We start from the raw sequence: 24538 nt of genomic DNA, 5'->3' as shown, positions 1-24538 counted from the left end.
AGATGAAAAATAAAAAACCGGCCAATCAAACGATCAGCCGGCAAAAAATTAGTTCTTTTCCTTCTTCGAAGTACCGAAGTCGATCACGATAGGTGCCGCCACGAAAATAGACGAATAAGCACCAAACACAACTCCGACGAACATCGCGAAAGAGAATCCTCTTAATACATCTCCACCGAAGATTAATAACACCGTCACTACTAAGAATACCGTAGTGGCTGTCATTACCGTACGAGACATCGTATGGTTAATCGATTCGTTAATCGTTTTGATCATCAATTCTTTATTACCAAGATCAGCATCTAAACCAATCTCCTCGCGGATACGGTCAAATACTACCACGGTATCATTAATCGAATAACCAATCACCGTTAATACCGCCGCAATAAATACTTGATCGATTTCTAATTCGAAACCAAACAAACGAACGATACCCACCGCTCCTAATACCACTAAAGTATCGTGAACTAAGGCAACAATTCCACCTAATGAATATTGCCACTTACGGAAACGAATCAAGATGTAGATAAAGATAGCGATCAACGCGTAGAAGATCGAAACAAACGATTGCATCAAAATATCATCCGCTACTGTTGCCCCTACTTTAGAAGTAGAAACAATTTTAGGGGATTGAGCTGAGAATTGTTTTAAACCTGTTTCTAAAGCCGTGCGAACCGTATTATTAGCCGTAATCGACTCGTCCTCTACTAAATAAGACGTAGTCACTTTCAATTTCGTAGGACCATTGAAGGTTTTTACCTCCACTCCTTTCCCGCCGAAATCATCAGCCAAAGCCTCTTTCACCTTTCCTGATTCAACCGGCGTCGCGAATTCCACTACATACGAACGACCACCTTTGAAATCCACACCTAGGTTAAATCCACCTTGCATGAATAACACGATAGCTCCAATAGCGATTAATGCCCAAGAGAACCAATACGAATACTTACGCTTTCCGATGAAATCGAAGTTCATTCCTTTGAAAAGATCACGAGAGATGAATGTCTCGAAAGTCATTTCTTTCTCCTTACCTGCTTTAATAGCACGTTTTGCCATCCAATCAATTAAGATATGAGAGATGTAAACGGCTGTAAATACAGAGGTAATTAAACCGATACAAAGCGTTACCCCGAATCCTTTAACAGAACCAGAACCAAAGATAATTAAGATCACACCGATCAAAACCGTCGTGATGTTACCATCCAAAATCGCACTTAATGCCTTCTCGTATCCTACGTTAATGGCATCTAATAAGCCTTTCCCTTTGTGCAATTCCTCTCGAATACGCTCATTAATCAATACGTTCGCATCCACTGCCATACCTAAGGTTAATACGATACCCGCGATACCTGGAAGGGTTAATGCGGCTTGGATTTGGACTAAAACACCCGCAATAAAGAAGACGTTAAAGAATAAAGACAAATTCGCCATCCAACCCGGAGCGCCATAATAACCGATCATAAATATGATTACTAATAACAAGCCTAGGCCCATCGACATATACCCTTGATCAATTGACTCCGCTCCTAAAGAAGGACCGATGAACGCATCTTCTACGATACGCGTAGGAGCTGGTAATTTACCTGCTTTCAATACGTTCGCTAAATCTTTTGCCTCTTCTACCGAGAAGCTACCTGAGATCGAAGAACGACCACCTGGAATTTCTCCGTTAATCACTGGAGCAGAATATACATACCCATCTAATACGATCGCGATGCGACGTCCGATGTTTGCACCAGTCAAGTTTTTCCAAATACGAGCTCCTGTTCCGTTCATCGCCATCGTTACCTCCGCACGACCTCCTTGATCGAAATCTTGCGCCGCATCCGTGATCACATCACCCTCTAATGGAGCTGATTGACCTTGGCCTTTCTTCAAAGCTTCTAAGGAAAGAATTTCATCGCCATTTTTAGCTGGAATACCTTTCGCTGCCCAAGCAAACGTTAAGTTCGCTGGGAACATTGCTTTTACATCCGCACGAGCAAACAAAGCATTTACACGAGCCGTATCTTTTACATAAACACCGATGTTATTTCCTAAAGGCAAGAATAATTTCGTTAAAGCAGAACCTGCAGACGTATCTGCTTTTGCTTTACCTGAATCTTTCGTAGCTGGAGCCGCAGCTAATTTATTTGCCAACGCATTCGCAGCCGTATCCTTCGCCGCCGGAGCCGCCGCTGGTGCAGCCGCCACTGGCGCTTTCGCTTCCTTATCTAATAAAGCACCTAAGGCATTTAAGCCTCCGCCATATTCATTCAATTCATAGCACTCAACGAATTCTAATTTCGCCGCACCTGATAATAACTTACGAGCACGCTCGGGATTCTCCACACCTGGCAATTCCACCTGAATACGGTTTGTACCTGGTAGACGTTGGATGTTCGGGTTAGCTACACCGAATTTATCGATACGCGCTTGGATAATCTTGTAAACGCGATCTACTGCACCGTCGATTTCCGCATCGATCACCTTCTTCACTTGTGAATCTGTTGATGTAGAGGAGATTTTTCCACGGTTCACTGAATTAGCGAATACGGATGCCAAAGTTTGGTTAGGAGCTGCCTTCGCGAATTCTTCATAGAACAATTCATTAAACGATTGCGTAGAACTAGCCTGAGCCGCACCAGCCGCAGCTAATGCTTTCTCAAATGCTGGATCATTACTCTTTCCAGACAAGGCACGCAAGATCTCTGCTGGAGAAACCTCTAATACCGCGTGTAAACCACCTTCTAAGTCAAGACCTTTCTGTAAGGCATACTGAGTGACTTCTTGTAAAGTATATCCGATATAAACCGGTTGTTTCCAAAGGGAATCAATGAAATGTAAACGCTTCGCCGCATCTACTTTGCCATCTGCAGCTGTTGCATACTTGATGGCTTGGTCTTTTAATTGACTAGACTTCCACGTAAAAGATAGGAAGAATATACATAGGGCTGACACAATGGTAGACAGCCAAATAATGGCACTTTTGTAACGCATGATCTAAATGGTTAATGGTGAATGGTAAATGAATGGTAAATGTTGAGTGGTAGATGGTAAATATATCCTCCGGACTTAGGACTCATTCCCTTCGGACTCACTTCCTCACGGCGCCAGAGTGGCTATAAATTGGGTAAATAAAATCCGTAAGAATTGCGTGCGATGAGTGAAAGTAGGCAATTTAATCGCGCTTAATGAACGCGCAACAAAGAATTCTGTGGGACTTGTGAAGTTCCAATCTTGTGGAAAATCAAGTTGTAGGTTCGTCGCAACCTGATAAACATGCTGCTCAGCCTTTACGATCGTTTGCTTCGAAGTCTTTTCCGTCTTTACTGCACCTGTCTCGACTGCGAACAGCGAAATAGGCTTAGCCACCAGCCAAAAAAGGACGGGGATAAACAGAATCAGATGGAATATTTTAATCTTCTTTTGCATTGTGGGTAGCAAAAATAGGATATTTTTCTTAGAAATCAATTCTCCGGGTAATTTTCGTAATTTTGGAAGGTAAAATACGCTTATGTTTAACTACAAAGACCCTTCTTACGTTCAAGCCTTCATCCAATCAGCCCTTCGGGAAGATGTGGGGGACGGTGACCATACCTCCCTTTCTACTGTTCTGGCAGACGCGAAAGGCAGTGCGGAGTTGAAGGTAAAAGACAGCGGCGTATTAGCTGGGGTGGAATTATCGCTGGCTATTTTCAAAGAGGTAGATTCGGCATTACAAGTAAAAGTGTTCATAAACGATGGTTCTCGGATCGAGCCTGGACAAGTTGTTTTAGAGGTGAGTGGTCTCTCGCAATCGATATTGAAAGCGGAGCGTTTGGTCCTGAATTGTATGCAACGTATGTCGGGAATTGCAACGTATACGCGCTCTTTGGTCCACCTATTAGAAGGCACGCGAGCAAAACTTTTAGATACGAGAAAAACTACACCTAATTTTCGCTTAGCTGAAAAATGGGCTTGCCAAATCGGTGGTGCAGAGAATCACCGCTATGGTTTATTTGATATGATTATGATTAAGGATAATCACGTAGACTTTGCGGGGGGAATTAAAGCAGCTTTGGAAAAAGCATTTAACTATAATCTCAGCTTGTCAAAACCCGTAGATGTCATGATCGAAGTGAGAAATGAGACCGAATTAGACGAGGTTTTAGCCATCGGAGGAGTAAAGCGCATTATGCTCGATAATTTTAGTCCTGATCGCCTCCGCGATGCGATTCGCAAAATTAACGGACGCTTCCCTACAGAAGCATCCGGTGGAATTACAGAAAAAACACTCCGCGCCTACGGCGAAACCGGAGTAGATTATATATCGGTGGGAGCTTTAACCCACCAAGTAAAAAGTTTAGATTTAAGCCTAAAAGCGAAATGAATTTAACAGAAGAAGCAGCCGCTGTAGGCTATATAGCCCGATCTACGCCTAAGGGTGTGGAATTAATCACTGAAATCCAACGCTTAAAGAAGGAGAAAAATGCGGTGATTTTAGCACACTATTATGTAGATGGAGAGATTCAAGAACTAGCTGATTATGTAGGCGACAGTTTAGGTTTATCCCAGGCTGCGGAAAATACAGAGGCGGATTTGATTGTCTTTTGTGGCGTTCATTTCATGGGTGAAACGGCTAAAATATTGAATCCGTCGAAGAAAGTGGTGGTTCCCGATTTTAACGCGGGTTGCTCGCTGGCGGACTCCGTTCCGGTGGCAGAATTTGCGGCATTGAAAGCTAAACACCCGAACGCGATTGTAGTTTCCTATATTAACTGTTCTGCTGACATTAAGGCGATGACAGATATTATTTGTACTTCATCGAATGCGGTGCAAATCGTGGAATCGATTCCAGCAGATCGCGAGATCATATTTGCACCTGACGCGAATTTAGGTCGTTATGTGGCGCACAAGACGGGACGGGAATTGATTCTTTGGGAAGGGGCTTGCATGGTTCACATCGATATTTCTTTAGAGAAATTAGCTATCCTAAAACACGAATATCCGGAGGCGCTTTTAATTGCACACCCAGAATGCAAGGAAGTGATTTTAAAAGAAGCAGATTATGTGGGCTCGACGACGGCCTTATTGAAATTCGTAGAAACGTCGCCTAATTCGACATTCATCGTGGCTACGGAGGCGGGAATCTTACATAAGATGAAGCAATCCGTTCCTCACAAGCACTTGATTCCAGCGCCTGCTAATGAACAAAATACCTGCGCTTGCAGCGAATGTCCGTATATGAAGATGAATACCTTGGAGAAATTATACAATGCCTTGTATTATGAGCTACCGGAAATTCATTTAGCTGAAGAAATACGCGTTCCTGCCTATAAGGCTTTGAAAGCGATGTTAAACATCTCTGTTTAATCGTTAAGCTCAAAAACTGCTTCGATTTCTACCGGAATATTATCAGGTAAACTCCCCATTCCCACGGCAGAACGAACGCCTATGCCATTTTCTTCTCCCCAAACCTGAGCGAACAATTCGCTACATCCATTAATGACATAGGGATGACGCAAGAAATCGTCGGTGGCATTCACCATGCCTAAGACTTTGATGACACGTTTGATTCTATTCAAAGATCCTAGTTGCGCTTTTAAAGTTGCTAAAATAGCCAAACCCACTTGACGAGCAGCTAATTTACCTTCCTCTATATCTAAATCCACACCGATGCGACCGATGATCAAAGATCCATCTGTCTGCACAGTACCGTGGCCTGAAACATAATAGAAATGATCCACTTGCAAACCTGGTTTGTAAACTCCTAAAGGTTTAGGAGCCGGTGGAAGCGTCAGGCCTAAGGCCGCAAAGTTTTCTTCTGGACTAGTTTTTGCCATGTAATTGTCTGATTATTTCGGAAATTAAGCCTGTCCAACCCGTTTGGTGGTTTGCGCCTAATCCCTTTCCTGTATCTCCATCGAAATATTCGAAGAAGAGGTGTGAATCTTTAAAATGGGGATCTTTGAACTTGTCGTATTCGCCATACATCGGAATTTTTCCATCTTTACCCGGAACAAACATGGCTAATAAACGCTCGGAAACACCGCGCGCGGCGTCTTTAATGTTCATCATTTCGCCAGAATTCGTCGGATATTCTACCTCATAATCTGATCCATAATAATCGGAGAATTTAGATAAGGAGTCCAAAATCAAGTAATTCATCGGGAACCAAATAGGTCCACGCCAATTCGAATTTCCTCCAAACATATCGCCCGTAGACTCTGCTGGAGTATAGTCGACCTGCAAAGTGCCTCCCTCGTAATTAAATTTATACGGGTTCTCTTTGTGGTATTTGGACAAAGAACGAATACCATAATCCGACAAGAATTCCGTCTCATCAAACATCCGCTTCAAGATCATCTTCATCCGGTGACCCCGTAAAATCGAAAGCAATCGAGTTTCCCCTTTACCTGGTTCGTACCAGCGAGAAATCAAATTCGCTAAGTCTGGACGGTTCGCTAAAACCCATTCCACCCGGCGTTTAAAGGCGGGTAATTTCTCTAGCATCTCAGATGTCAAGGTTTCCACCGCAAAAAGCGGGATCAAACCCACCATCGAACGCACTTTTAATAATTCTGCAGATCCATCCTCCTTATGTAACATGTCATAATAGAATTGATCATCCTCATCCCAAAGATCTAACTTATCCCCTCCGATCGATTGCATCGCCCCAGCGATATGCAAGAAATGCTCAAAGAACTTCGAAGCCATATCTTGGTAAACCGGATTTTCAATCGCGATTTCGCAGGCAATACGCAGCATATTTAAGCTATACATTGCCATCCAACCCGTTCCATCCGCTTGTTCGAGGTGACCTCCGGTAGGTAATTGTGCGGAGCGATCGAACACCCCGATATTATCCATTCCTAAGAATCCTCCTCCAAAAATATTGTTTCCTCCCTCGTCTTTCAAGTTCACCCACCAGGTGAAATTGAGTAATAATTTATGGAAAATACGTTCCAAAAAGACCACATCGCCTTTCCCGCCATTCATCTCCTTATCTATTTCATAGACTTTCCAGGTTGCCCAGGCGTGTACCGGAGGGTTCACGTCGGAAAAGGACCATTCGTAGGCTGGAATTTGGCCGTTCGGGTGCATATAATATTCGCGGAGGATAACGGCTAGCTGTCTTTTGGCAAAATCAGGATCTAATCTGGCCAAAGGCAAAGTATGAAACGCCAAGTCCCAAGCCGCAAACCAAGGGTACTCCCATTTATCTGGCATGGACAAAATATTCGCCGCAGACATATGCTTCCAGGTGTTATTTCGGCCATTTTTACGGCTCGCATCCGGCTTAGGCATGGACGGATCACCCTTAATCCACTCAAATACATTATAGTAATACCATTGCTTCGTCCATAACATCCCGGCATAAGCCTGACGCTGCAAGGAAAGTAAATTTTCGTCTTCTATTCCCTTTTGCAATTCCGTATAGAATTGATCGGCATCGATAATTCGATCTTGAAAAATTTGGTCAAAATCCGTAAAAGGCTCCCGCTGCGTCACATTACTTAAACGCAAACGATATACCTTTTTCCCTCCGCCTGGTATCTTATCTGTGAATTTAACCGCGGCTTTAGTCCCAATGTGGTTCGGATTTACCGCATGTTTATTCTTATTAACGATGTACTCGTTTATCCCATCCTTCGTAAAATGGGAATTATTAGCGGAGTTATGTAAACGCTGAAGATTCGTCTCATTATCACAGAAAAGGAATTCATCTGCCTCTTCTGCATATAATTTAAAACGACCCACCACGCGGTGATCCACCTCGATGAAGGAGTTTCCTACCCCCGTTAAAAGTGGTTTATAATTATACTTTTCATATCCCCAGCACCAGGTATTTCGGTACCAAATGGTGGGTAAAACCGTGATAGGAGCTGCTACTTTCGAGCGATTCTCTACAGTCACTTTGATCAAAATATCTTGTTCATCTGCTTTCGCATATTCGATGAAAATATCGAAATACTCATTATTGTCAAAAATTCCGGTATCCAAGAGCTCATATTCCGGCTCTTTCCGATTACGCTTTTGAGACTCATCGATGAGTTTTTGATAAGGAAAAGTTTGATGAGGATACTTATACAGCATCTTTTGGTAGGAATGCGTAGGCGTCGAATCCTGGTAATAATACAGCTCTTTTACGTCTTCTCCGTGATTAGATTCGGCCCCAGTTAGACCAAAAAATCGCTCCTTCAGGATATGATCTCTATGGTTCCAAAAAGAAAAAGCAAAGCAGACGTGTTGTTTATTATCCGAAATTCCTCCGATTCCCTCTTCACCCCAGCGATAAGCTTTCGAACGAGCCATGTCGTGGGTAATCGTACCCCAGGCATTTCCATGGGCAGAGTAATCCTCTCTCACCGTTCCCCATTGACGTTCCGTCAAATAAGGACCCCATTTTTTCCAACCCTTATTATCGTTTCTTAATTGCAATCGCGCGCGCTCCGCTCCCACTCCTGACATAACAAATTGTTTAATGTATAATTTTACTAATAATATAAATGCAATGACCAATTTACGTAAATTGCCCCTAAAATCAGCAAATTCACTATGAAAAAACTATTCTACCTATGCCTTGTTTTGTCTTTTTTCTCCTGTAAAAAGTCAGAGCAATCCTCTTCAGAATTAGCCAAAATCGTAGGAGATTACTACGAAGAGCAACTAAAACTAAGTCCTATTTCAGCTACATCGAATGGTGACAATCGATACAATGATCAGTTAAACATTGATTTTACGGATAGTCACCGCGCTTTAGTTAAATCGGTTTTAGAAAAATACCAACAATCTTTATCCGCCTTAAATCGCACAGATTTAAGTCCAAACGATCAAATTACCTATGATCTGTTAACTCGCGATATTCGCCTCAGCCTAGAAGGTTTAACCTACCCAGAAAATTTAACTCCATTAAACCAGTTTTATGGATTTCATATGACCTTCGCTCAACTAGGTTCTGGCCAGGTGATACAACCCTTTAAAACAGTAAAGGATTATGAGGACTGGGGCAAGCGCATGAAAAAAGGTGTGGCCTACTTAGACTCATCTATTGTTTATTTCCGTAGAGGAATGAAGCAAGATTATGTGTTGCCTAAAGCTTTGGTCCTAAAAATGATCCCTCAATTGACTTCTTTCGCGGTGAAAGATGTAAAAGAATCGACTTTCTATGGTCCATTGAAACAATTCCCTGCAGACTTTTCTGAGGCAGATAAACAACGTTTCACAGCGGCTTATTCGGCAGCGATAGAAAATGAAATCATGCCCGCTTATGCTCGCTTAGCGACTTTTTTACAGAACGAGTATTTACCTAAGGCCCGCACGAGCACAGGTATTAGTGCGTTGAAAAATGGCGCTGCCTATTACCAATATTTAATACGTGTACTTACTACGACGGATAAACCGGCTGAGGAAATCTACCAAACCGGATTAAACGAAGTAAAACGTATTCGTACAGAAATGGAGAAGACGAAGGACGCTGTGGGCTTTAAAGGATCCTTAGCTGAATTCTTCACTCACATGAAAACGGATCCTAAATTCTATCCATATAAAACACCGGCGGAGGTATTAGCTGCTTTCCATACGATTCACAAAAAGATGGAACCGTCTTTAAAAACGATGTTTGGTCGCGTTCCGAAGACGCCGTTTGAGATTCGCCAAACCGAAGCCTTCCGAGCTGCCTCTGCTTCTGCCGAGTATTTCCAAGGTTCAGAAGATGGAACTCGTCCGGGTATTTTCTATGTACCTATTTTAGACGCTAAAAAATTCAACACCACTTCCGGAATGGAAAGTTTATTCTTGCACGAAGCGATTCCAGGCCACCATTATCAAATCAGCTTGCAACAAGAAAACAGTGATTTACCTAAGTTCCGTCGCTTTGGCGGAAACTCAGCTTATGCGGAAGGCTGGGCGCTTTACACGGAGAGTTTAGGTAAAGAATTAGGTCTTTACACGGATCCATACCAATATATGGGCGCTCTAGGAGATGAAATTCACCGCGCGATCAGACTTGTGGTAGATGCTGGAATGCACTCGAAAAACATGACTCGCGAAGAGGCCATTAAGTATATGATGGATAACGAGCCATTAAGCGAAGAAGGTACCATTGCAGAAATCGAACGGTATATGGCGATTCCTGCACAGGCTTTGAGTTATAAAATAGGTGCTTTGAAAATCAGAGAAATTCGCGAGCGTTTAACGAAAGAAATGGGGCCTAAATTTAAATTATCTGATTTCCATGATGCACTATTGAAGGATGGAAATATGCCTTTGGATGTTTTAGAATCCAAAATGAATGCTTGGGCAGCCTCTATAAAGTAATGCAATTAACGACTTCATTTCCCATTCCACCAGCACCTTCGCTCTTGAATCACAAGAGCAAGGTGCTGAGTATGGGTTCTTGTTTTGCAGCATCGATGGGTTCGCGTTTAAGCAAATTGCCACTCGAAGTAATGACGCAGCCTTTTGGTACTTTATTTCATCCATTTGCGATTTCAAGAGCTTTATCTGGCGTAATCTCGGAGGAAGTATATGAGCAAGTTGGGTATTTCTTACATCCGGATTATTCTTCGAATTATACGGCTACTTCGCCGGTAGAATTACTGGATGATATCCGTTCTGTGGCATCCGAAGTTTCATCATTTATCGGCGTGGCGGATTTCTTAATCCTTACCTGGGGAACATCATTTAGTTATTTTGACAAACATCTAAATAAGACGGTGACTAACTGCCACAAGATGCCGGCAGAGCGTTTCGAAAAGCGCCTTTCAACCGTGGATGAGATAGTAAAAGATTTCTGCTCTCTACTCTCCCATCTACCATCTACCATCCAAGTGGTATTAACCGTTTCCCCCGTCCGACACACGAAAGACGGCATGATGGAGAATCAGGTTTCCAAATCTACGCTTCGGGTTGCAGCCGATATCGTTGCTAAGCGCTTTGAAAATGTACACTATTTTCCCGCTTACGAGATTATGCTGGATGAATTACGCGATTACCGCTTTTATGAAGCAGATATGATTCACCCCAATGAGCAAGCTCAAGAGTATATTTGGGAGCGATTTGGGTCTGTATTTTTTGATGCGGAATTGCTGGTTATTCAGAAAAAATGGGATTCCATTTACCGAACTTTGGGACATAGACCACATCCGGCTAAATTACTAAATCATCGGCGGGTGTTAGAAGTCTTATTAGCCGAACTGAATGAGGAAAAATACCGAGAAATTGATACGTGCAAAATCGCCGAATACGTCGCGCATGAAATAAAAAACACGTATATTTAAGGTTTGAAAAGGAAAAGAGATTCATGGGAGAATTAAGTGTAAGTAAAGAACTAATTATAGGTGCCTTAAGTACCGTTCAAGAACCTGATCTGAAGAAAGATTTAGTGACGTTGAATATGATTAAGGATGTGGAATTAGGCGTGGGTGAGGTTCGCTTCACGGTGGTCCTAACGACACCTGCTTGTCCATTAAAAGAGAAGATCAGAAAAGATTGCGAGGATGCGATTCATAATTTAGTGCACCCAGACCTGAAGATCGTGATTAATATGACGGCTGAAGTCACCTCATTGACTTCGAAAGACCCGTTAATTCCAGGCGTTAAAAACGTAATTGCCATTGCATCCGGAAAAGGTGGTGTGGGTAAATCTACGGTAACGGCGAACTTAGCCATGGCATTAAAAAATGCCGGTGCAAAAGTGGGAATTTTAGATGCCGATATTTCTGGACCTTCGATTCCGGTGATGTTTGGGGCGGAAGATTTACAACCCTTAGTGACGGAAGTAGACGGCAAAAACCGCATCCAACCGATCATGCAATATGGCATCAAGATGATCTCCATGGGCTTTTTAGCTCCTAGCGAAAGTCCTGTGCCGTGGAGAGGGCCGATGATGACGCAAGCGCTTCGCCAATTTTTTGGAGATACGAACTGGGATGAATTAGATTATTTATTAATCGACCTTCCTCCAGGAACCTCAGATGTCCATTTAACCTTGGTGCAGCTAATTAAACTGACTGGTGCGGTGATCGTGACAACTCCTCAAAAAGTGGCTCTTTCCGATGCGACAAAAGGCTTAGCCTTCTTTAAGCAAGCAGGAATCAATGTTCCGCTTTTGGGTTTAGTAGAAAATATGGCTTATTTTACTCCGGCAGAATTACCTGAGAACAAATATTATTTGTTTGGTAAAGATGGGGGCAAAAAATTAGCTGAAAAATATGAAGTTCCCTTCTTAGGGGAGATTCCATTAATTCAGGCCATCCGCGAAGCAGGGGACGAGGGTAAACCGATCGCCTCTAGCGAAGGGCCCAGTGCAGATGCCTTTAATTCCATTGCAGCTAATTTAGCACAACAAGTAGCCATTTCAAACGCGAAAAACCAAGTCTCTTAATATGGAAAATCACCCACTTTACAATCGCATTCAAACGACCTTAGATAGCATAAGACCCTATTTAATAGCGGATGGCGGAAATGTGGAAATCACAGAGATTACTTCGGATAATGTGTTGAGATTAGCGTTAACGGGCAATTGCCAAACATGTAATATATCTGCCATGACTTTTAAGGCAGGAGTAGAAGAGGCGATACGCAGAGATGTACCAGAAATTACAGCAGTAGAAGAAGTAAAACCCTAAAGGGCATATGATGCGGATAGGAATATTTTTTGGCGGCCCCGCGCGTGAACGGGAAATTAGTTTTTTAGGTGGCAAAACTGCCATGGCTCACCTGAACAAGGCCTTATTTCAGCCCATCCCCGTTTTCGTGGATAGCTTAGGTAATTTTATCTTGATCAATGAGGAGCTTATTTTCGAGGAATCAATTCGCTCTTTCTACCCACCTCAGCGTGTTCAAACCGCACCATTTCAGGTGTACATCGAGTCTTTGCCGGATGAAGATGCCTCGAAATTACTGGCCGAAATCGGCACAGTCATTCAACCAGCTGATTTTGCCTCGCATTTTGACTTTGTTTTCATCGCCATGCACGGACCTGGAGCAGAAGATGGCAGCATTCAAGGCTTATTAGAGTGGTACGGCATTCCTTATTCTGGACCTGGAGTTTTGGGGTCAGCAATCGGTATTGATAAGGCCAAACAAAACGAATGGTTAAAGAAATCCGTGGGTTTAGAGAAGAAATTCTTCGTTTTGCAAAGAGACGACTATACTAAATACGGCAGAGAAACACTTTTTGAGCAAATTAAGAAAGAAATCGGTATCCCTTTTGTGGCCAAAGCTCCACACCAAGGTTCTTCCATCGGTCTTGCTTTCGTGAAAGAAGATTCCATTGAAGATTTCGACAAAGCCATCAAAAAATGTCTTTTCATTGAAGAAATCTACCGCGAGGATTGGTTAAAATTAGACGAAAATGCACAAGTAGCTCTTTTGCAAAAGATGGTGAACTTAGACGAGGGAATCGGATTTCCGGTTGTTTTCTCAAAACAAATCTACCACCACCCTAGCCTATTATTAAGCGCATTGCGCGACTATTTCACGCATACGGTCACGAAGGCAAGCATCCAATCCATCCACTCCGAAGACGCGATTCTACTTGAATCCTTTGTAAATGGAAATGAATTCAGTTGCGGCGTCATTCAAACTCCTGCAGGAGAAACGGTAGCACTTCCTCCGACCGAAATCGTTATCGACGAATCCGTCGAAGTATTTGATTTTAATGCCAAATACAAATCAAAATTAACGCGCAAACGCATTCCGATGCACGCTAGCCTGGCTCACTTACAAGTGATTCAAGCGCAAGTAAAACAGGCTTTTGATGATTTAGGCTTTGGTGTTTGTACCCGAATTGATGGATTCTTAGACAACAATGGAATCGTGGTCCTACACGACCCCAATACCATTCCAGGCATGTCCCCGAGTTCCCTAATTTTCAAGCAAATGGCCGAAATAGGGTTAAATATAACGGACTCGTTAACTTATTTCATTCGTCAATCTATCCGCGAGCGTTTAAGAACAGGCAAAAACTATTACTCCTTTAGTCTACAATTAAAGGCATTGGATGAAGCTATTGCTGCTTGTTTACAAGCAAAGGCCGTGCAAGAAGTCCAAATTTTAGAGATCAGCGGAGGCTCCGAAGAGGCTTTGGAAGCAAGTTTCCAAGCCATTAAAACCAAAGCTGCTGAATTAGCCGCCATGGGTACGGAAAATTACCTTGTTTACACTCCTTTAGAAATCGAAGAAGGCGAAACATTGCTACCCTTACATGTCGCTCATTTAAGTAAAGAATCTGCCAAAGAAATGCTAGAGACCATCAAAACAGGAGTACATCCTTTGATCGCTCATACCCGTGAGGCAGCCATTTCCATCACTAAATTTTATACAAATGTCTAATACGGAACTAAACCCTTTGCAATACCCCATCGGGAAATATAAAAATCCGGAGGTCATCACACCCGCAATTAGAGCCGAATGGATTCAAATCATCGCCTCTACAGCAGACGATTTAACCACCATGTTAGCAGGAGTGGACGAAGCACTTTTAGAAAAATCGTATCGGGAAGGTAGCTGGTCAGCTCGCAAAGTGATTCACCACTTAATGGACAGTCACATGAACAGCTACATTCGTTTCAAAATGGCGCTGACAGAGGATAATCCTAGCATCAAACCATACAGTGAAGACGATTGGGCTTCCATGCCAGATGGCGATCAAGCTCCCATCGCTTGGTCCATCGAAGGCTTACGCTACATCCATTTACGTTGGGTATACTTAATGGAAACAGTTTCGGAAGCTGATTGGAAGAAAACCTATTTCCATCCAGAAAGAGGTATTACTTATCCATTAGATAAAGTTTTGGGGATATATGCGTGGCATTGTACGCATCACTTGAAGCATATTGAAAGCGTGCTGTAAAGAGCAAAGTTCAAAGAGCAAAGTTCAAAGTTCAAAGTTCAAAGTTGGAATCGCCTGCGGCGATGCATTCGTGAAATATCTGTAATTTTATCTCTTCATTTTATTCTAGCGACTAGCGACTAGCGACTAGCGACTAGCAACTAGCGACCAAGTACGAAGTACGACTTTATTTCCTAGCTCTCCAGATAAAAAACGGGTTAAAAATCTAAGAAATCATTGCGCAGCACGATTTCTGGATTTTAAAGCCGCTTTTTTATTCCATGGCGCAGTAGTATTACTCGCCATCTGCACCGCCAAAGCGATCATCAACAACGTAAATAGAATTAATACCCAGCGAAAGATCTTTTGATTTTTGTTCATATTTGGTGGGTGATACTGGCTGAGCCTTTAGTGATTTCTGACCAGGAGTTTAATCCCGGAAAATGCAAAGATATACATCCGGCCGTTTCCATTTGAATCATTTCGCCGGTTAAATAGGTAGCTAGATAGGAAATGGAGGGATTATGAGCAATCAGATAAATAATGGGCTCAGTGCGCGTCATTAATTTTTCTACATAATCTGGGCCGCTTGAAATATACCAAAAATCCGAATTTTCGAATTCAGAAAAAGGTTTACCTACTAATTCTGCCGTTTCCCGCGTACGAATGGCATTAGAAATGAGCCAAAATCCCGCAGGGATTTGTTTCAAATGCATCCATTCTCCTAATAGTAAGGCTTCTTCTATTCCTCGCTCGGAAAGATGCCGACCTTTGTCATCGGCGGTATGTGGCCCCGCATGGGCATGGCGAATTAAAATAAGTTCCATTATTCGAAATCAGCAGAGGTTAATAAAGGGAATTTTCCTGATTTATGCTCAGCCCCCATTTTGACATAATGAGGTGGGCCAAATTTCAATCGATTGATTTGATCTTCATTTAATGTTTTTACCACTTTAGCAGGGGTTCCTAAAACGAGCGAATAGTCCGGAATTTCCATTCCTTCGGTAACTAAAGCGTGAGCGCCGATGAGGCAAAATTTACCTACTTTGGCCCTATTCAAAACAGTCGCTTGCATACCTATTAAACTTCCCTCCCCTATTTCAGCACCATGAACAATCGCACCATGTCCTACCGTTACGTTCGCTCCAATGATCGTCTTTTCACCCTCATCTGCATGTAAAACCGCATTATCTTGAATATTGCAGCCTTCGCCTAAATGAATTTCCTCTACATCAGCACGAATCACGGCGCCATACCAGACGGAAACGTCTTTAGAGATGAAAACACGGCCCATCACGCTGGCCGTAGAAGCAATAAAAATAGCCATGTTGTTTTTTATTTAATTCGTCAAATATACCTTAAATTGCGAATCGATGAAAGAATTCTATGAATTTGGGCTTTGGCAAAAAGACGATCACATCACCTCCATAGGCTGTGGTTATGGCTGGTGGGAAGTCAGCCTCTGCCTGCATTATCCTGCAAAAAAACTAACGCTGATCGATCCGCTAGTGGATGCTGATGACGTAGCGGAAAGCATTGCCTATTTCACAGAGAAAACGGGATTAATTTGGGAGACGGAAGTGGAGTTGAATCCAGAAGGCCTAAAAAAATCAAACCAAATTTGGATTTTCAATGCCTGGCATGAGTTTGAAGATCGCGCGCAAATGTTAGTAAAAATAATTGCCGCGCTTGAAGATGGCGGGACCATTATTATCGAAGAGGAAATCTCGAAAAGTGAGCGATTACAACATGAAGGTTGTGGAAAAGAGTTGTTTTTTGAGCAGGAAATAATTGACGAATTCGCGAAAGCAGGCTTACATCACCTAGCGTCTAAAACGAAGGATGAAGTAGCCATATACCTCAAATTCCGAAAATGAAAGTCCATTTTTAACTTAAAATAAAAACCTTTTCGCAAATTTGTATCTGAATAACACACATGTCCACTATAGAACGTCCCTTTATTATCGGAATCACAGGAGGTAGCGCCTCAGGTAAAACCCTGTTTTTAAGCCGATTAATGGAGCAGTTTCAAAGCGACGATATTTGCCTTTTATCTCAAGACAATTATTATAGATCGATTGAAGAACAGACAAAAGATCATAATGGTATTGAAAACTTTGACCTTCCGGGGGCAATCGATGATAAAGCTTTCGCAACTGATATAGAGAGATTACGAAATGGTGAAATCGTCAGCCGATTAGAGTATACCTTTAATAATTCGGTAAAAGTACCTAATATGCTGCACTTTCATCCGCGCAAAATCTTAGTTGTTGAGGGGATTTTTGTGTTTCACTTCCCTGAAGTGGCCCAGCTTTTGGACCTAAAAATCTTCATCGATGCACAAGATAAAATCAAATTAAAGCGTAGAATTAAACGGGATAACGAGGAACGCGGATACGATTTACAAGATGTGATGTACCGCTGGAAATACCACGTGAAGCCTACTTATGAGGAATTTATTCGTCCACACAAACGTTCCTGCGACATCGTGATTCCGAATAATCACCACTTCGAAAAAGGACTAGAAGTCATTGTTTCTTACCTAAAGAAACAGATCTAGGTTATAGTGCAAACCTTTGTTTTCGCGTTGTGCACGGGCGTGCTTGATAATCAAATACGCCACATTAATCATGTTTCTTAATTCACATAAAGGCACCGTAATCTTGGATTGGCGGTATAATTCCTCGTGCTCTAAATAGATTAATTCCAAGCGGTCATAGGCTCTTTTTAGACGACGATCCGTGCGAACAATACCCACGTAATTTGACATGATGGATTCTAATTCACGCGTCATTTCTGTCACTAAAACCATCTCTTCTGGGTTCCTTGTTCCGTCGTCATTCCAAGCAGGTATGCCTGAAGGAAGTACTTGCGTTCCAAATTCCGCTACTGACTTTTCGAAGGCACGGTGCGCGAAAACGATCGCTTCCAAGAGTGAATTAGAGGCTAAACGATTAGCTCCGTGTAAACCTGTAAACGAACATTCGCCGGCGGCATAGAGGTTTTCAATGTTGGTTTGACTGTATTCATTCACGATAATTCCGCCGCATAAATAATGTTGTGCAGGGACAACTGGAATCATTTCTTCAGACATATCGATTCCCAAAACCTGTAGACAATGGTCGTAAATCATGGGAAAATGTTGTAGAATTTCTTCTTTCGGGATATGCCGTGTATCTAAAAATACGTGATCGGTTCCATGCGTTTTCATTTCCGAGTCGATCGCGCGCGCCACAATATCCCGAGGGGCTAAGGACAAACGGGCATCGTACTTTTCCATGAACGTGCTACCATCCTGGTTCTTTAAAATTCCCCCATGGCCACGAACTGCTTCAGAAATTAAGAAAGAAGGTTTCTTGCCTGGATTATATAGGGCCGTCGGGTGAAATTGTATGAATTCCATTCCTTCCACGAAGCCTTTGGCACGGTAAGCCATGGCAATTCCGTCCCCCGTAGCAATGGTAGGATTCGTGGTCGATTGATACACTTGACCAATCCCCCCGGTAGCTAACAAAGTAGTTTTTCCTAAAAATGTTTCAATTTTATTTGTTTTGAGGTTCAAAACATAGACCCCAAAACACTTTTTACCTGGTGTGTCTTTGGTTACTTTTTCACCCAAATGATGCTGGGTAATTAAATCGACAGCAAAATAATGCGTGAAGAAATCAACCGATTTAAAGGACTTGACTTTGGCTAATAGAGCCCGTTCAATTTCATTCCCTGTCGAATCCTTGTGGTGCAAAATACGTTTGTCCGAATGCCCTCCTTCTTTCACTAAATCAAAGGACCCATCTTCCTGACGATCGAATTCAGTGCCATAAGCAATCAATTCCTTTAAGCGCTCAGGAGCCTCTTTCACCACAATTTCTACCACTTTCCGGTCGCTAACAAAGTCGCCGGCCACCATCGTATCATCGATATGTTTTTCAAATGAATCCGCTGAATCCCATACGGTCGCGATGCCACCTTGCGCATATTTCGTATTCGTTTCCTCGGCTACGGTCTTGGTAATCAAGGCGATTTTAATCGGAATTTGGCGCTCCTGAAAATAGTCAGCGACTTTAACCGTATAGGATAAACCCGCAATTCCAGAACCGATGACAATAAAGTCGTATGTAGGCATAGGATGTATAAATGAAATGCAAATTAATCAAAAAGAGCCTTTATTCCGAAATCCACCCCAAAATGTGAACTTTATTTTGTATTTTTGCGGCATTAAAATACAAACCCTTTTAAATAAATTATAACCAAATGGAACAATCGCCTAACAACAATTCCAAAATTGCTCTTATTGTCTTAGCTGTGCTAACGGCAGTATTAGGAGTTTTGTACTTCCGTTCGTACCAAACGACGAAAGACCAAGCATCTCAAATCGAAGAAAAAGCAGTAGAGTTATCCAATACTCGCTCACAATTAGACTCGATCTCAACTCAATTAGACGCTAAAATCGCTGAAATCAAATCTTTAGGTGGACAAGTAGCTGACTTAGAGGCGTTAAAAGTTCAATTACAGCAAGACAAAGCATCTTTAAAGAGCGCTAATCACGCAACTATTGCTTCATACGAAGCAAAAATCAAGGAATACAATGCTGTATTAACTACTAAAGATGGTGAAATCGTAGAGTTAAAGAAGCAAAATGGTATTCTTACAGATAATAACCAAGTATTAACTACGCAAAACACAACGTTAAATACAGAAAACTCAGGTTTAAAAAATCAAAACCAAACGTTAAATGATACCCTTTCTTCTGTAAGCCAACGCAATAAGGAATTAGCTCGCAAGGTAAGCATCGCTGCTGCTTTGAAAGCGCAGAACGTTAAAGTTCTATCTGTAAACTCAAAAGGAAAAGAAACAGAAAGATCTCGTTTGAATGGTAAGAAAATCGAGAAATTGAAAGTGGTATTTAGCCTAGCTACTAACCCGATCACGAAATTAGAAAACAAGACCATTTACGTTCGTGTTATCGATGGTGAAGGCGCTACTTTATCTGATGAGGCAATCGGTTCTGGCCGTATCTCTATTAACGGTAAAGAAGTGACTTACACAGCTAAGCAAACATTTGAATATACTAATGATAGCCAAACAGTAGCCGTTACTTACCCTCGTGGTGGTGTAGCTTACAAGGCCGGTAAATATTCAGTAGAATTATATGCAGAAGGTTTCCTAGTAGGAACTGGCGCATTTGAGGTAAAGTAATTTCCTCCTTCGTTTTATAAAATGGGCCGTCCGAAAGGGTGGCCTTTTTTATTTCTTTTTCTGCCAAAAAAACTGATTAAATCCTTTGTTATACAACAAGCTGGCACCCACTGTTTGGTTAATTTGGTAGGAGTTAAAAGATCCTAAGATCGTCGTTTGAACATTTCGATTATAGGTCTTCAAGCGCAAACTTCCATCTGGTCTAACGAACCATTCCAAGGCCCAATCACCAAATAAAATTTGAGGACTTGTTTGATTTCGGGCATCCGTAAATCCTCCGCTTCGAGTAATTCGAAGTCGATCATTAAAATTATAAGAGGCTCTTAGTTGTAGGTTAGATAGGATATCTTGGTTCAATTCGCCACCGCCCAGCGACACAGAAATGTCGAGATCTTTATTAATTTTAGAGGCCAAATTACTTAACTGATTCGAAAGCATTTCGGTAAAATTACCCACTAAATTTCCCAGCGCTAAACCACTTCCACCAAAAGGCGAAACTAATTGGCCAAATAATAAGATATTACTTACCTGACGTGTCAACTCCTGATCATCCGTTTTAATCCGGTTTGTGAAGGCCGTAACGGCACCGTTCAAGGTCATGTCTTTAGGATAATCCCGAATACCAATATCAAAGTTTACGCTAGGTGATAATAAGCGATCCTGCAAACTAATCGTCACATCGACTGGATAACGGCGCTTAAACTCTGGCAAATTACTTTTATTCGCCGTATCTAATAAGATAGGGAATAAAGAAGCGTATTGCGTATATATTGCTTTGATATTAACGTTCGCTTCTAAAGGATCCCCTGTCCAAGAAATTTTCGAACCCCGCTGAATGGCAAACTTTTTATTGATCAAATTTTGAAGCGTAAAGGTATAATCCCCCTGATCGATCGCATAATCCCCTACCATTTTGAAGGCTCCTTTTTTATCCAAATTCATCTTAATATCCCCCGAACCATACATCCGCATCACATCGCCTTTCTTTGCATCAAATTGAACTTCTCCATAAGCTTCGGGCGTTAAAGCCAAACGCAAATCTAGTGTAATGCCATCTTCTTGTAATTTCGTCGAAACAGTGGACTGCTCTAGATCCAAAGCGGAAGAGGCTAAATCACTCACAAAACTATAATCCTCCGCTTCCGTCGCATCCTCTTCCCGGTCCAGTGGAATGAACAAACGGGTGCCTTTTTCAGATTTCAAATTCGCAGAAACTACTAGATTATCAATCGTTCCAGAAACACGCATCGGACCTGATGCATATCCTAATCCATAGTAAATGGAGTTAGGTTCGCGGCTCGTGTTTAGTATTTTATAACGATCTAAATTAGCCTGAATATCAAGTTCAAAAGGTTTTTCCTCTGGAAAAAGCAAGGACGTATTGACTACCGCTTTATTGCCCTCCGCATCTAAGACACTCCAATTTTTGGCATAAATCTTCCGAGGTGTAAAATTAACTGTATCCGATACAGACATGGATGTTTTCAAATAATCAAAGACCGCACCGGCCTTTGCGAAAACAATTTCACCCGTAATTTCTGGCTTCGTAGGTAAACCTCCGATATGCAAATTTCCGGAGGCCGAACCTTTTAACCCAGAAAAAATACCTTCTGTAAATGGTTCCAAAATCTGCAAGTCTGTCTGATTCAACTCCGCATTCACATTCAATTTTTGCTCTTCCTCGAAAGGAAGATAGCTGCCTGTCAGCGATAAAACAGTTTCCCCTAATCGATTTAAATTCAGGTTCAAATCCATCGCCTTATCATCCGTCAAATAGGTTCCCACTCCCTGAAAATTACCTATGTAAAACTTATTCAATTGCAGAGAATCCACTAGTACCCAGGAATCCAAACGGGTATGATTATACCAATCTTGAATACTAATTTCACCATTTAATTCCCCTTGTGCTTTCGTGGCAAATAAAGGTTTTAGGGTTGATAATTGAAAATGATTCGCCTTTAACTTAATCGTTTCAGTAGTATCAGTAGAGAGACTTCCTTGCAGTGAAATAGATTGATTTTGGTTAGACACGACAACCCGATCCGCCTTCCATTCTTGTCCTTGAATGGTGATTTTATTAGCCGCATCCATCGCCCAATCTTGCCCCAAAATTCGGAAATACGTATCCCTAAATTTCAGCGATAAACCATCCTCCTCGAAGGCCCAAGCCCCTACTAAATGAGCTGCATTTTCTTCTCCCTGTTGTTTAAAATCGAGACCAAAATTAATGCGATCTTGATCCCATAACGCGTCCAATTTTAGATTCTCCGTAGGGGCTAAAAAGTTTAATTGTTGCTTTCTGGAAGAAAAAACAAGGCTTGAAGAAACCTCGGGAGCCCCTAAAAATTTAGAGCTTTGGAACGAAAATACGGATTGATAAAAGTGATATCCTCCGAATACGAGCGTATCTGGATAAGCCTCTAAGCTTAGTGAAAGCGTCCTTCCTTTAGCAATATTTCCAGAGAAAACCGTATTCTCTCCGATTTGAACGGACGGGAAAAAACGGGCCAAAATCGGATCAATTCGATGGCAAATCACCGTAAAATCCGCCTTGTATTTTGTCTGCACCTCGTGCGAACGTGTAGCATAATAACCCCAACGTTCGTCCGCTCCCTTTTGGAAATATAAGGCATATTCATCGGCTAACTGTCTTAACTGAGATTGCAATATGCTCGGTGTAAACTCGCCACTAATTTCGGCTGAAACAAGGTCTGAGGTCAATTTATAATTCCGTTTTTGACCAGCCCCAGTTGAAGAAGTGAGCGTCACTAATTCAACATGCAAATCGGGTTGTTTCGGAGTACGTAAAGTCGTATTATAGAATACAGATCGACCTTCCAAATCATCAAAACGATCCCCTTTTATATCTAATTCAAAATCAGTGGACAGACTAATTTGAGGATCTAATAAGCGAATAGTATGCAGGTTAGCGTGCTTGATTTCACCTTGCATTTGATAGACTGGCTTAGCCCCTCTAAGGTCAATTAATCCCGACATAGTAGCGACTAAATTCGTGTCTTTAGAGATCACATCACCCTTAAATAATTGCTTTTGAAAGTTCCCCTTTAAAGCAATTTTATGATAGAGGTATTGATTAAAATAAATCTCAGATACATTGCCATCAAAATCAATATTAGCTGATTTCTTAGCGAATCCACTCCCTTTCAAACTCCCCTCCGCATCCAGTGTTCCTAAGACAGACTCTAAACCTAGGAATTTACCCAGCTTAAATTTCTGCAATTTGATCTTTCCATCATAGCGAGAAAAAGCCATCGAATCCTGTAAATTCATCTTAACATCCGCCTCTACATAGCCTAAACCAGTCTTTAATTTACCTGCTGTTCTGAAAATTTTATTTGTTCCTTTAAAAAGTCCATCAAAGGCAACAGGGCCTAAAATGACCATATTTTCAGCAGCCGGCTTCGTAATATAGGTTCCTAAATCTTGTGGGTAAAACAAAGACGAACGCATGGTAAAATCCATCTCCGTTTTGTCTACGTTAGGTAAGCCTTTAAAGCCAAAATCACCCCGTAAAACACTCTTATCACCAAAACCTAATTCGAATTTCTGTAGATTTAATTTAGCCACCGTACCCCTCAATAATCCTTTCAAACGGTACATTCCTTCATAGTCATACATCGCCTCCACGAAGCGCCCTAAATCCTCCCCTTTAACTAAGGCACCATTAAAATCCGCTTGCATATCCACATCGGTAATCCAACGCGTCATCGAACTCATATCTCGGTAATTCACAACGAATTTGCGCGTCACTCGAGAATCATTAAATCTCAAATCCAACTGATCAAACCGCATTTGATGATCCGAAATCATAAATACCGTATTCAAACTTTTAACGTCAAATCCAGTCAGTGGATCCCGCGTTCGTAGGCCTATCGCTTGAAGACCTAAGGTGTCGTTTTTCAAATAAAAATTCTTGACTTTAGCATATACTTTTGCTAGCGTAAAGTGTGAAATATCGAAGTGCCGACTGGTTGCTTCATTTTTTCGTGTCTGATCATCCAAGGAAAATGACCCATCTATCACCTCTGCTTCGGGTATGGTAAAAATGGAAGATGGCCCTTTTTTCACGGTTTTAACTCCACCTGAAATCCAATTATCTAGCCGTTTAATAAACTCCTCAATGTTCATTTTACCTGACTTCTTTTCAAAAATCAAATGCACATTCGGACGGGTTATTCGAGCATAATCAAGACTAGGTTTGCCGGGTTGTAAAAATAAATGAGCAATACTAAAATTGACATCTAGCTGCTCTATTTGGATCATTTTAGCCCCCCAAGGGTCTTTAACCTCTAATCCATACACACTCAATTCATCAAAAAATTTGACCTGAATACCCTTAATTATCACCGGATATCCAATCGCTTTTTCAACTTTAGGCGCTAAATAATTCGCTAATAAGGTTTGATTGACTGGGGCTCTTAAGAGAAGAATCGTGGCAAAAATCAGCAAAAAAATCCCCAGCAACCCGTAAAGGATTGTTTTGACGAAGATTTTGAGATATTTAACCATATTGACGTATTT

Annotated in this window: 20 protein-coding genes; 11 read left to right on the top strand and 9 right to left on the bottom strand. The window is 41.8% G+C overall.

The features are described 5' to 3' along the window. Window positions 1–48: 48 nt before the first annotated feature. Both secDF and ACST14_RS07025 read right to left on the bottom strand, forming a co-directional pair. On the bottom strand, window positions 49–2979 hold the full coding sequence (gene secDF / locus ACST14_RS07030; protein WP_459461997.1) for a protein translocase subunit SecDF: 2931 nt from the start codon (window positions 2977–2979) through the stop codon (window positions 49–51). Window positions 2980–3084: 105 nt separating this feature from the next. Further along, window positions 3085–3414 (bottom strand): hypothetical protein, encoded by a 330-nt coding sequence (locus tag ACST14_RS07025; protein ID WP_459461995.1) that lies wholly within the window; start codon window positions 3412–3414, stop codon window positions 3085–3087. 82 nt (window positions 3415–3496) lie between these two features. On the opposite strand from ACST14_RS07025, the gene nadC reads away from it, so the two are divergent. Beyond that, window positions 3497–4351: a carboxylating nicotinate-nucleotide diphosphorylase gene (gene nadC / locus ACST14_RS07020; RefSeq protein ID WP_459461991.1), complete on the top strand. Its 855-nt coding sequence runs from the start codon at window positions 3497–3499 to the stop codon at window positions 4349–4351. Continuing rightward, window positions 4348–5334, top strand: a complete 987-nt coding sequence (gene nadA / locus ACST14_RS07015; protein ID WP_459461989.1) for a quinolinate synthase NadA — start codon at window positions 4348–4350, stop codon at window positions 5332–5334. The genes nadC and nadA overlap by 4 nt, the downstream gene beginning before the upstream one ends. Here the strand turns inward: nadA and ACST14_RS07010 are convergent. Together ACST14_RS07010 and ACST14_RS07005 are read right to left on the bottom strand one after the other, a co-directional pair. Then, on the bottom strand, window positions 5331–5804 hold the full coding sequence (locus ACST14_RS07010) for a RidA family protein (protein ID WP_395618635.1): 474 nt from the start codon (window positions 5802–5804) through the stop codon (window positions 5331–5333). The two genes, nadA and ACST14_RS07010, sit on opposite strands and share 4 nt — an antisense overlap. Continuing rightward, window positions 5791–8433, bottom strand: a complete 2643-nt coding sequence (locus ACST14_RS07005; protein ID WP_459461986.1) for an MGH1-like glycoside hydrolase domain-containing protein — start codon at window positions 8431–8433, stop codon at window positions 5791–5793. Before ACST14_RS07005 ends, ACST14_RS07010 begins: the two co-directional genes overlap by 14 nt. 87 nt (window positions 8434–8520) lie before the next feature. On the opposite strand from ACST14_RS07005, the gene ACST14_RS07000 reads away from it, so the two are divergent. The 6 genes from ACST14_RS07000 to ACST14_RS06975 are packed head-to-tail and all read left to right on the top strand — an operon-like array spanning window position 8521 to window position 14821. Further along, window positions 8521–10281 carry a DUF885 domain-containing protein gene (locus tag ACST14_RS07000; protein ID WP_459461984.1) on the top strand — a complete coding sequence of 587 codons (1761 nt, stop codon included), beginning with the start codon at window positions 8521–8523 and terminating at the stop codon, window positions 10279–10281. Beyond that, window positions 10281–11243, top strand: a complete 963-nt coding sequence (locus tag ACST14_RS06995) for a GSCFA domain-containing protein (protein ID WP_459461982.1) — start codon at window positions 10281–10283, stop codon at window positions 11241–11243. Before ACST14_RS07000 ends, ACST14_RS06995 begins: the two co-directional genes overlap by 1 nt. A 23-nt stretch (window positions 11244–11266) precedes the next feature. Beyond that, the gene (locus ACST14_RS06990) at window positions 11267–12349 is read left to right on the top strand and encodes an Mrp/NBP35 family ATP-binding protein (RefSeq protein ID WP_459461980.1); all 1083 of its coding nucleotides are present in this window, start codon (window positions 11267–11269) and stop codon (window positions 12347–12349) included. A gap of 1 nt (window position 12350) precedes the next feature. Then, window positions 12351–12593: a NifU family protein gene (locus tag ACST14_RS06985; RefSeq protein ID WP_459461978.1), complete on the top strand. Its 243-nt coding sequence runs from the start codon at window positions 12351–12353 to the stop codon at window positions 12591–12593. Window positions 12594–12600: 7 nt separating this feature from the next. Next, complete coding sequence (locus ACST14_RS06980; RefSeq protein ID WP_459461976.1) at window positions 12601–14301, top strand: D-alanine--D-alanine ligase family protein; 1701 nt, start codon at window positions 12601–12603, stop codon at window positions 14299–14301. Then, a complete protein-coding gene (locus ACST14_RS06975; RefSeq protein WP_459461974.1) occupies window positions 14294–14821 on the top strand; it encodes a YfiT family bacillithiol transferase in 528 nt (175 codons plus the stop codon). Before ACST14_RS06980 ends, ACST14_RS06975 begins: the two co-directional genes overlap by 8 nt. Window positions 14822–15034: 213 nt before the next feature. Here the strand turns inward: ACST14_RS06975 and ACST14_RS06970 are convergent, their stop codons facing one another. From ACST14_RS06970 to ACST14_RS06960, 3 genes are read right to left on the bottom strand one after another with little or no spacing between them, the layout of a single operon-like run. Next, on the bottom strand, window positions 15035–15181 hold the full coding sequence (locus ACST14_RS06970; protein WP_459461972.1) for a hypothetical protein: 147 nt from the start codon (window positions 15179–15181) through the stop codon (window positions 15035–15037). After that, entirely contained in the window at window positions 15178–15627 is a 450-nt protein-coding gene (locus ACST14_RS06965) for a SixA phosphatase family protein (RefSeq protein WP_459461970.1), read from the bottom strand. Before ACST14_RS06965 ends, ACST14_RS06970 begins: the two co-directional genes overlap by 4 nt. Next, a complete protein-coding gene (locus ACST14_RS06960; RefSeq protein WP_459461968.1) occupies window positions 15627–16127 on the bottom strand; it encodes a gamma carbonic anhydrase family protein in 501 nt (166 codons plus the stop codon). The genes ACST14_RS06965 and ACST14_RS06960 overlap by 1 nt, the downstream gene beginning before the upstream one ends. Window positions 16128–16173: 46 nt before the next feature. Here ACST14_RS06960 and ACST14_RS06955 point away from each other — a divergent pair, with 46 nt between their 5' ends. Beyond that, window positions 16174–16677 (top strand): hypothetical protein, encoded by a 504-nt coding sequence (locus ACST14_RS06955; protein ID WP_459461966.1) that lies wholly within the window; start codon window positions 16174–16176, stop codon window positions 16675–16677. Window positions 16678–16736: 59 nt separating this feature from the next. Beyond that, entirely contained in the window at window positions 16737–17360 is a 624-nt protein-coding gene (udk, locus tag ACST14_RS06950; protein ID WP_459461964.1) for a uridine kinase, read from the top strand. Here the strand turns inward: udk and nadB are convergent. Next, the gene (gene nadB / locus ACST14_RS06945; RefSeq protein WP_459461962.1) at window positions 17343–18923 is read right to left on the bottom strand and encodes an L-aspartate oxidase; all 1581 of its coding nucleotides are present in this window, start codon (window positions 18921–18923) and stop codon (window positions 17343–17345) included. The two genes, udk and nadB, sit on opposite strands and share 18 nt — an antisense overlap. Before the next feature lie 128 nt (window positions 18924–19051). Here nadB and ACST14_RS06940 point away from each other — a divergent pair, with 128 nt between their 5' ends. Next, entirely contained in the window at window positions 19052–19996 is a 945-nt protein-coding gene (locus tag ACST14_RS06940) for a hypothetical protein (RefSeq protein WP_459461960.1), read from the top strand. 48 nt (window positions 19997–20044) lie between these two features. On the opposite strand, the gene ACST14_RS06935 is transcribed toward ACST14_RS06940, so the two are convergent. Then, entirely contained in the window at window positions 20045–24526 is a 4482-nt protein-coding gene (locus ACST14_RS06935; RefSeq protein ID WP_459461958.1) for a translocation/assembly module TamB domain-containing protein, read from the bottom strand. Between the last annotated feature and the right edge of the window lie 12 nt (window positions 24527–24538).

Source organism: Aquirufa sp. A-Brett2-15D (assembly GCF_054558735.1).
The sequence above is the reverse complement of the archived record's forward strand: the minus strand, read 5'-3'. Positions and strand labels throughout refer to the sequence as shown.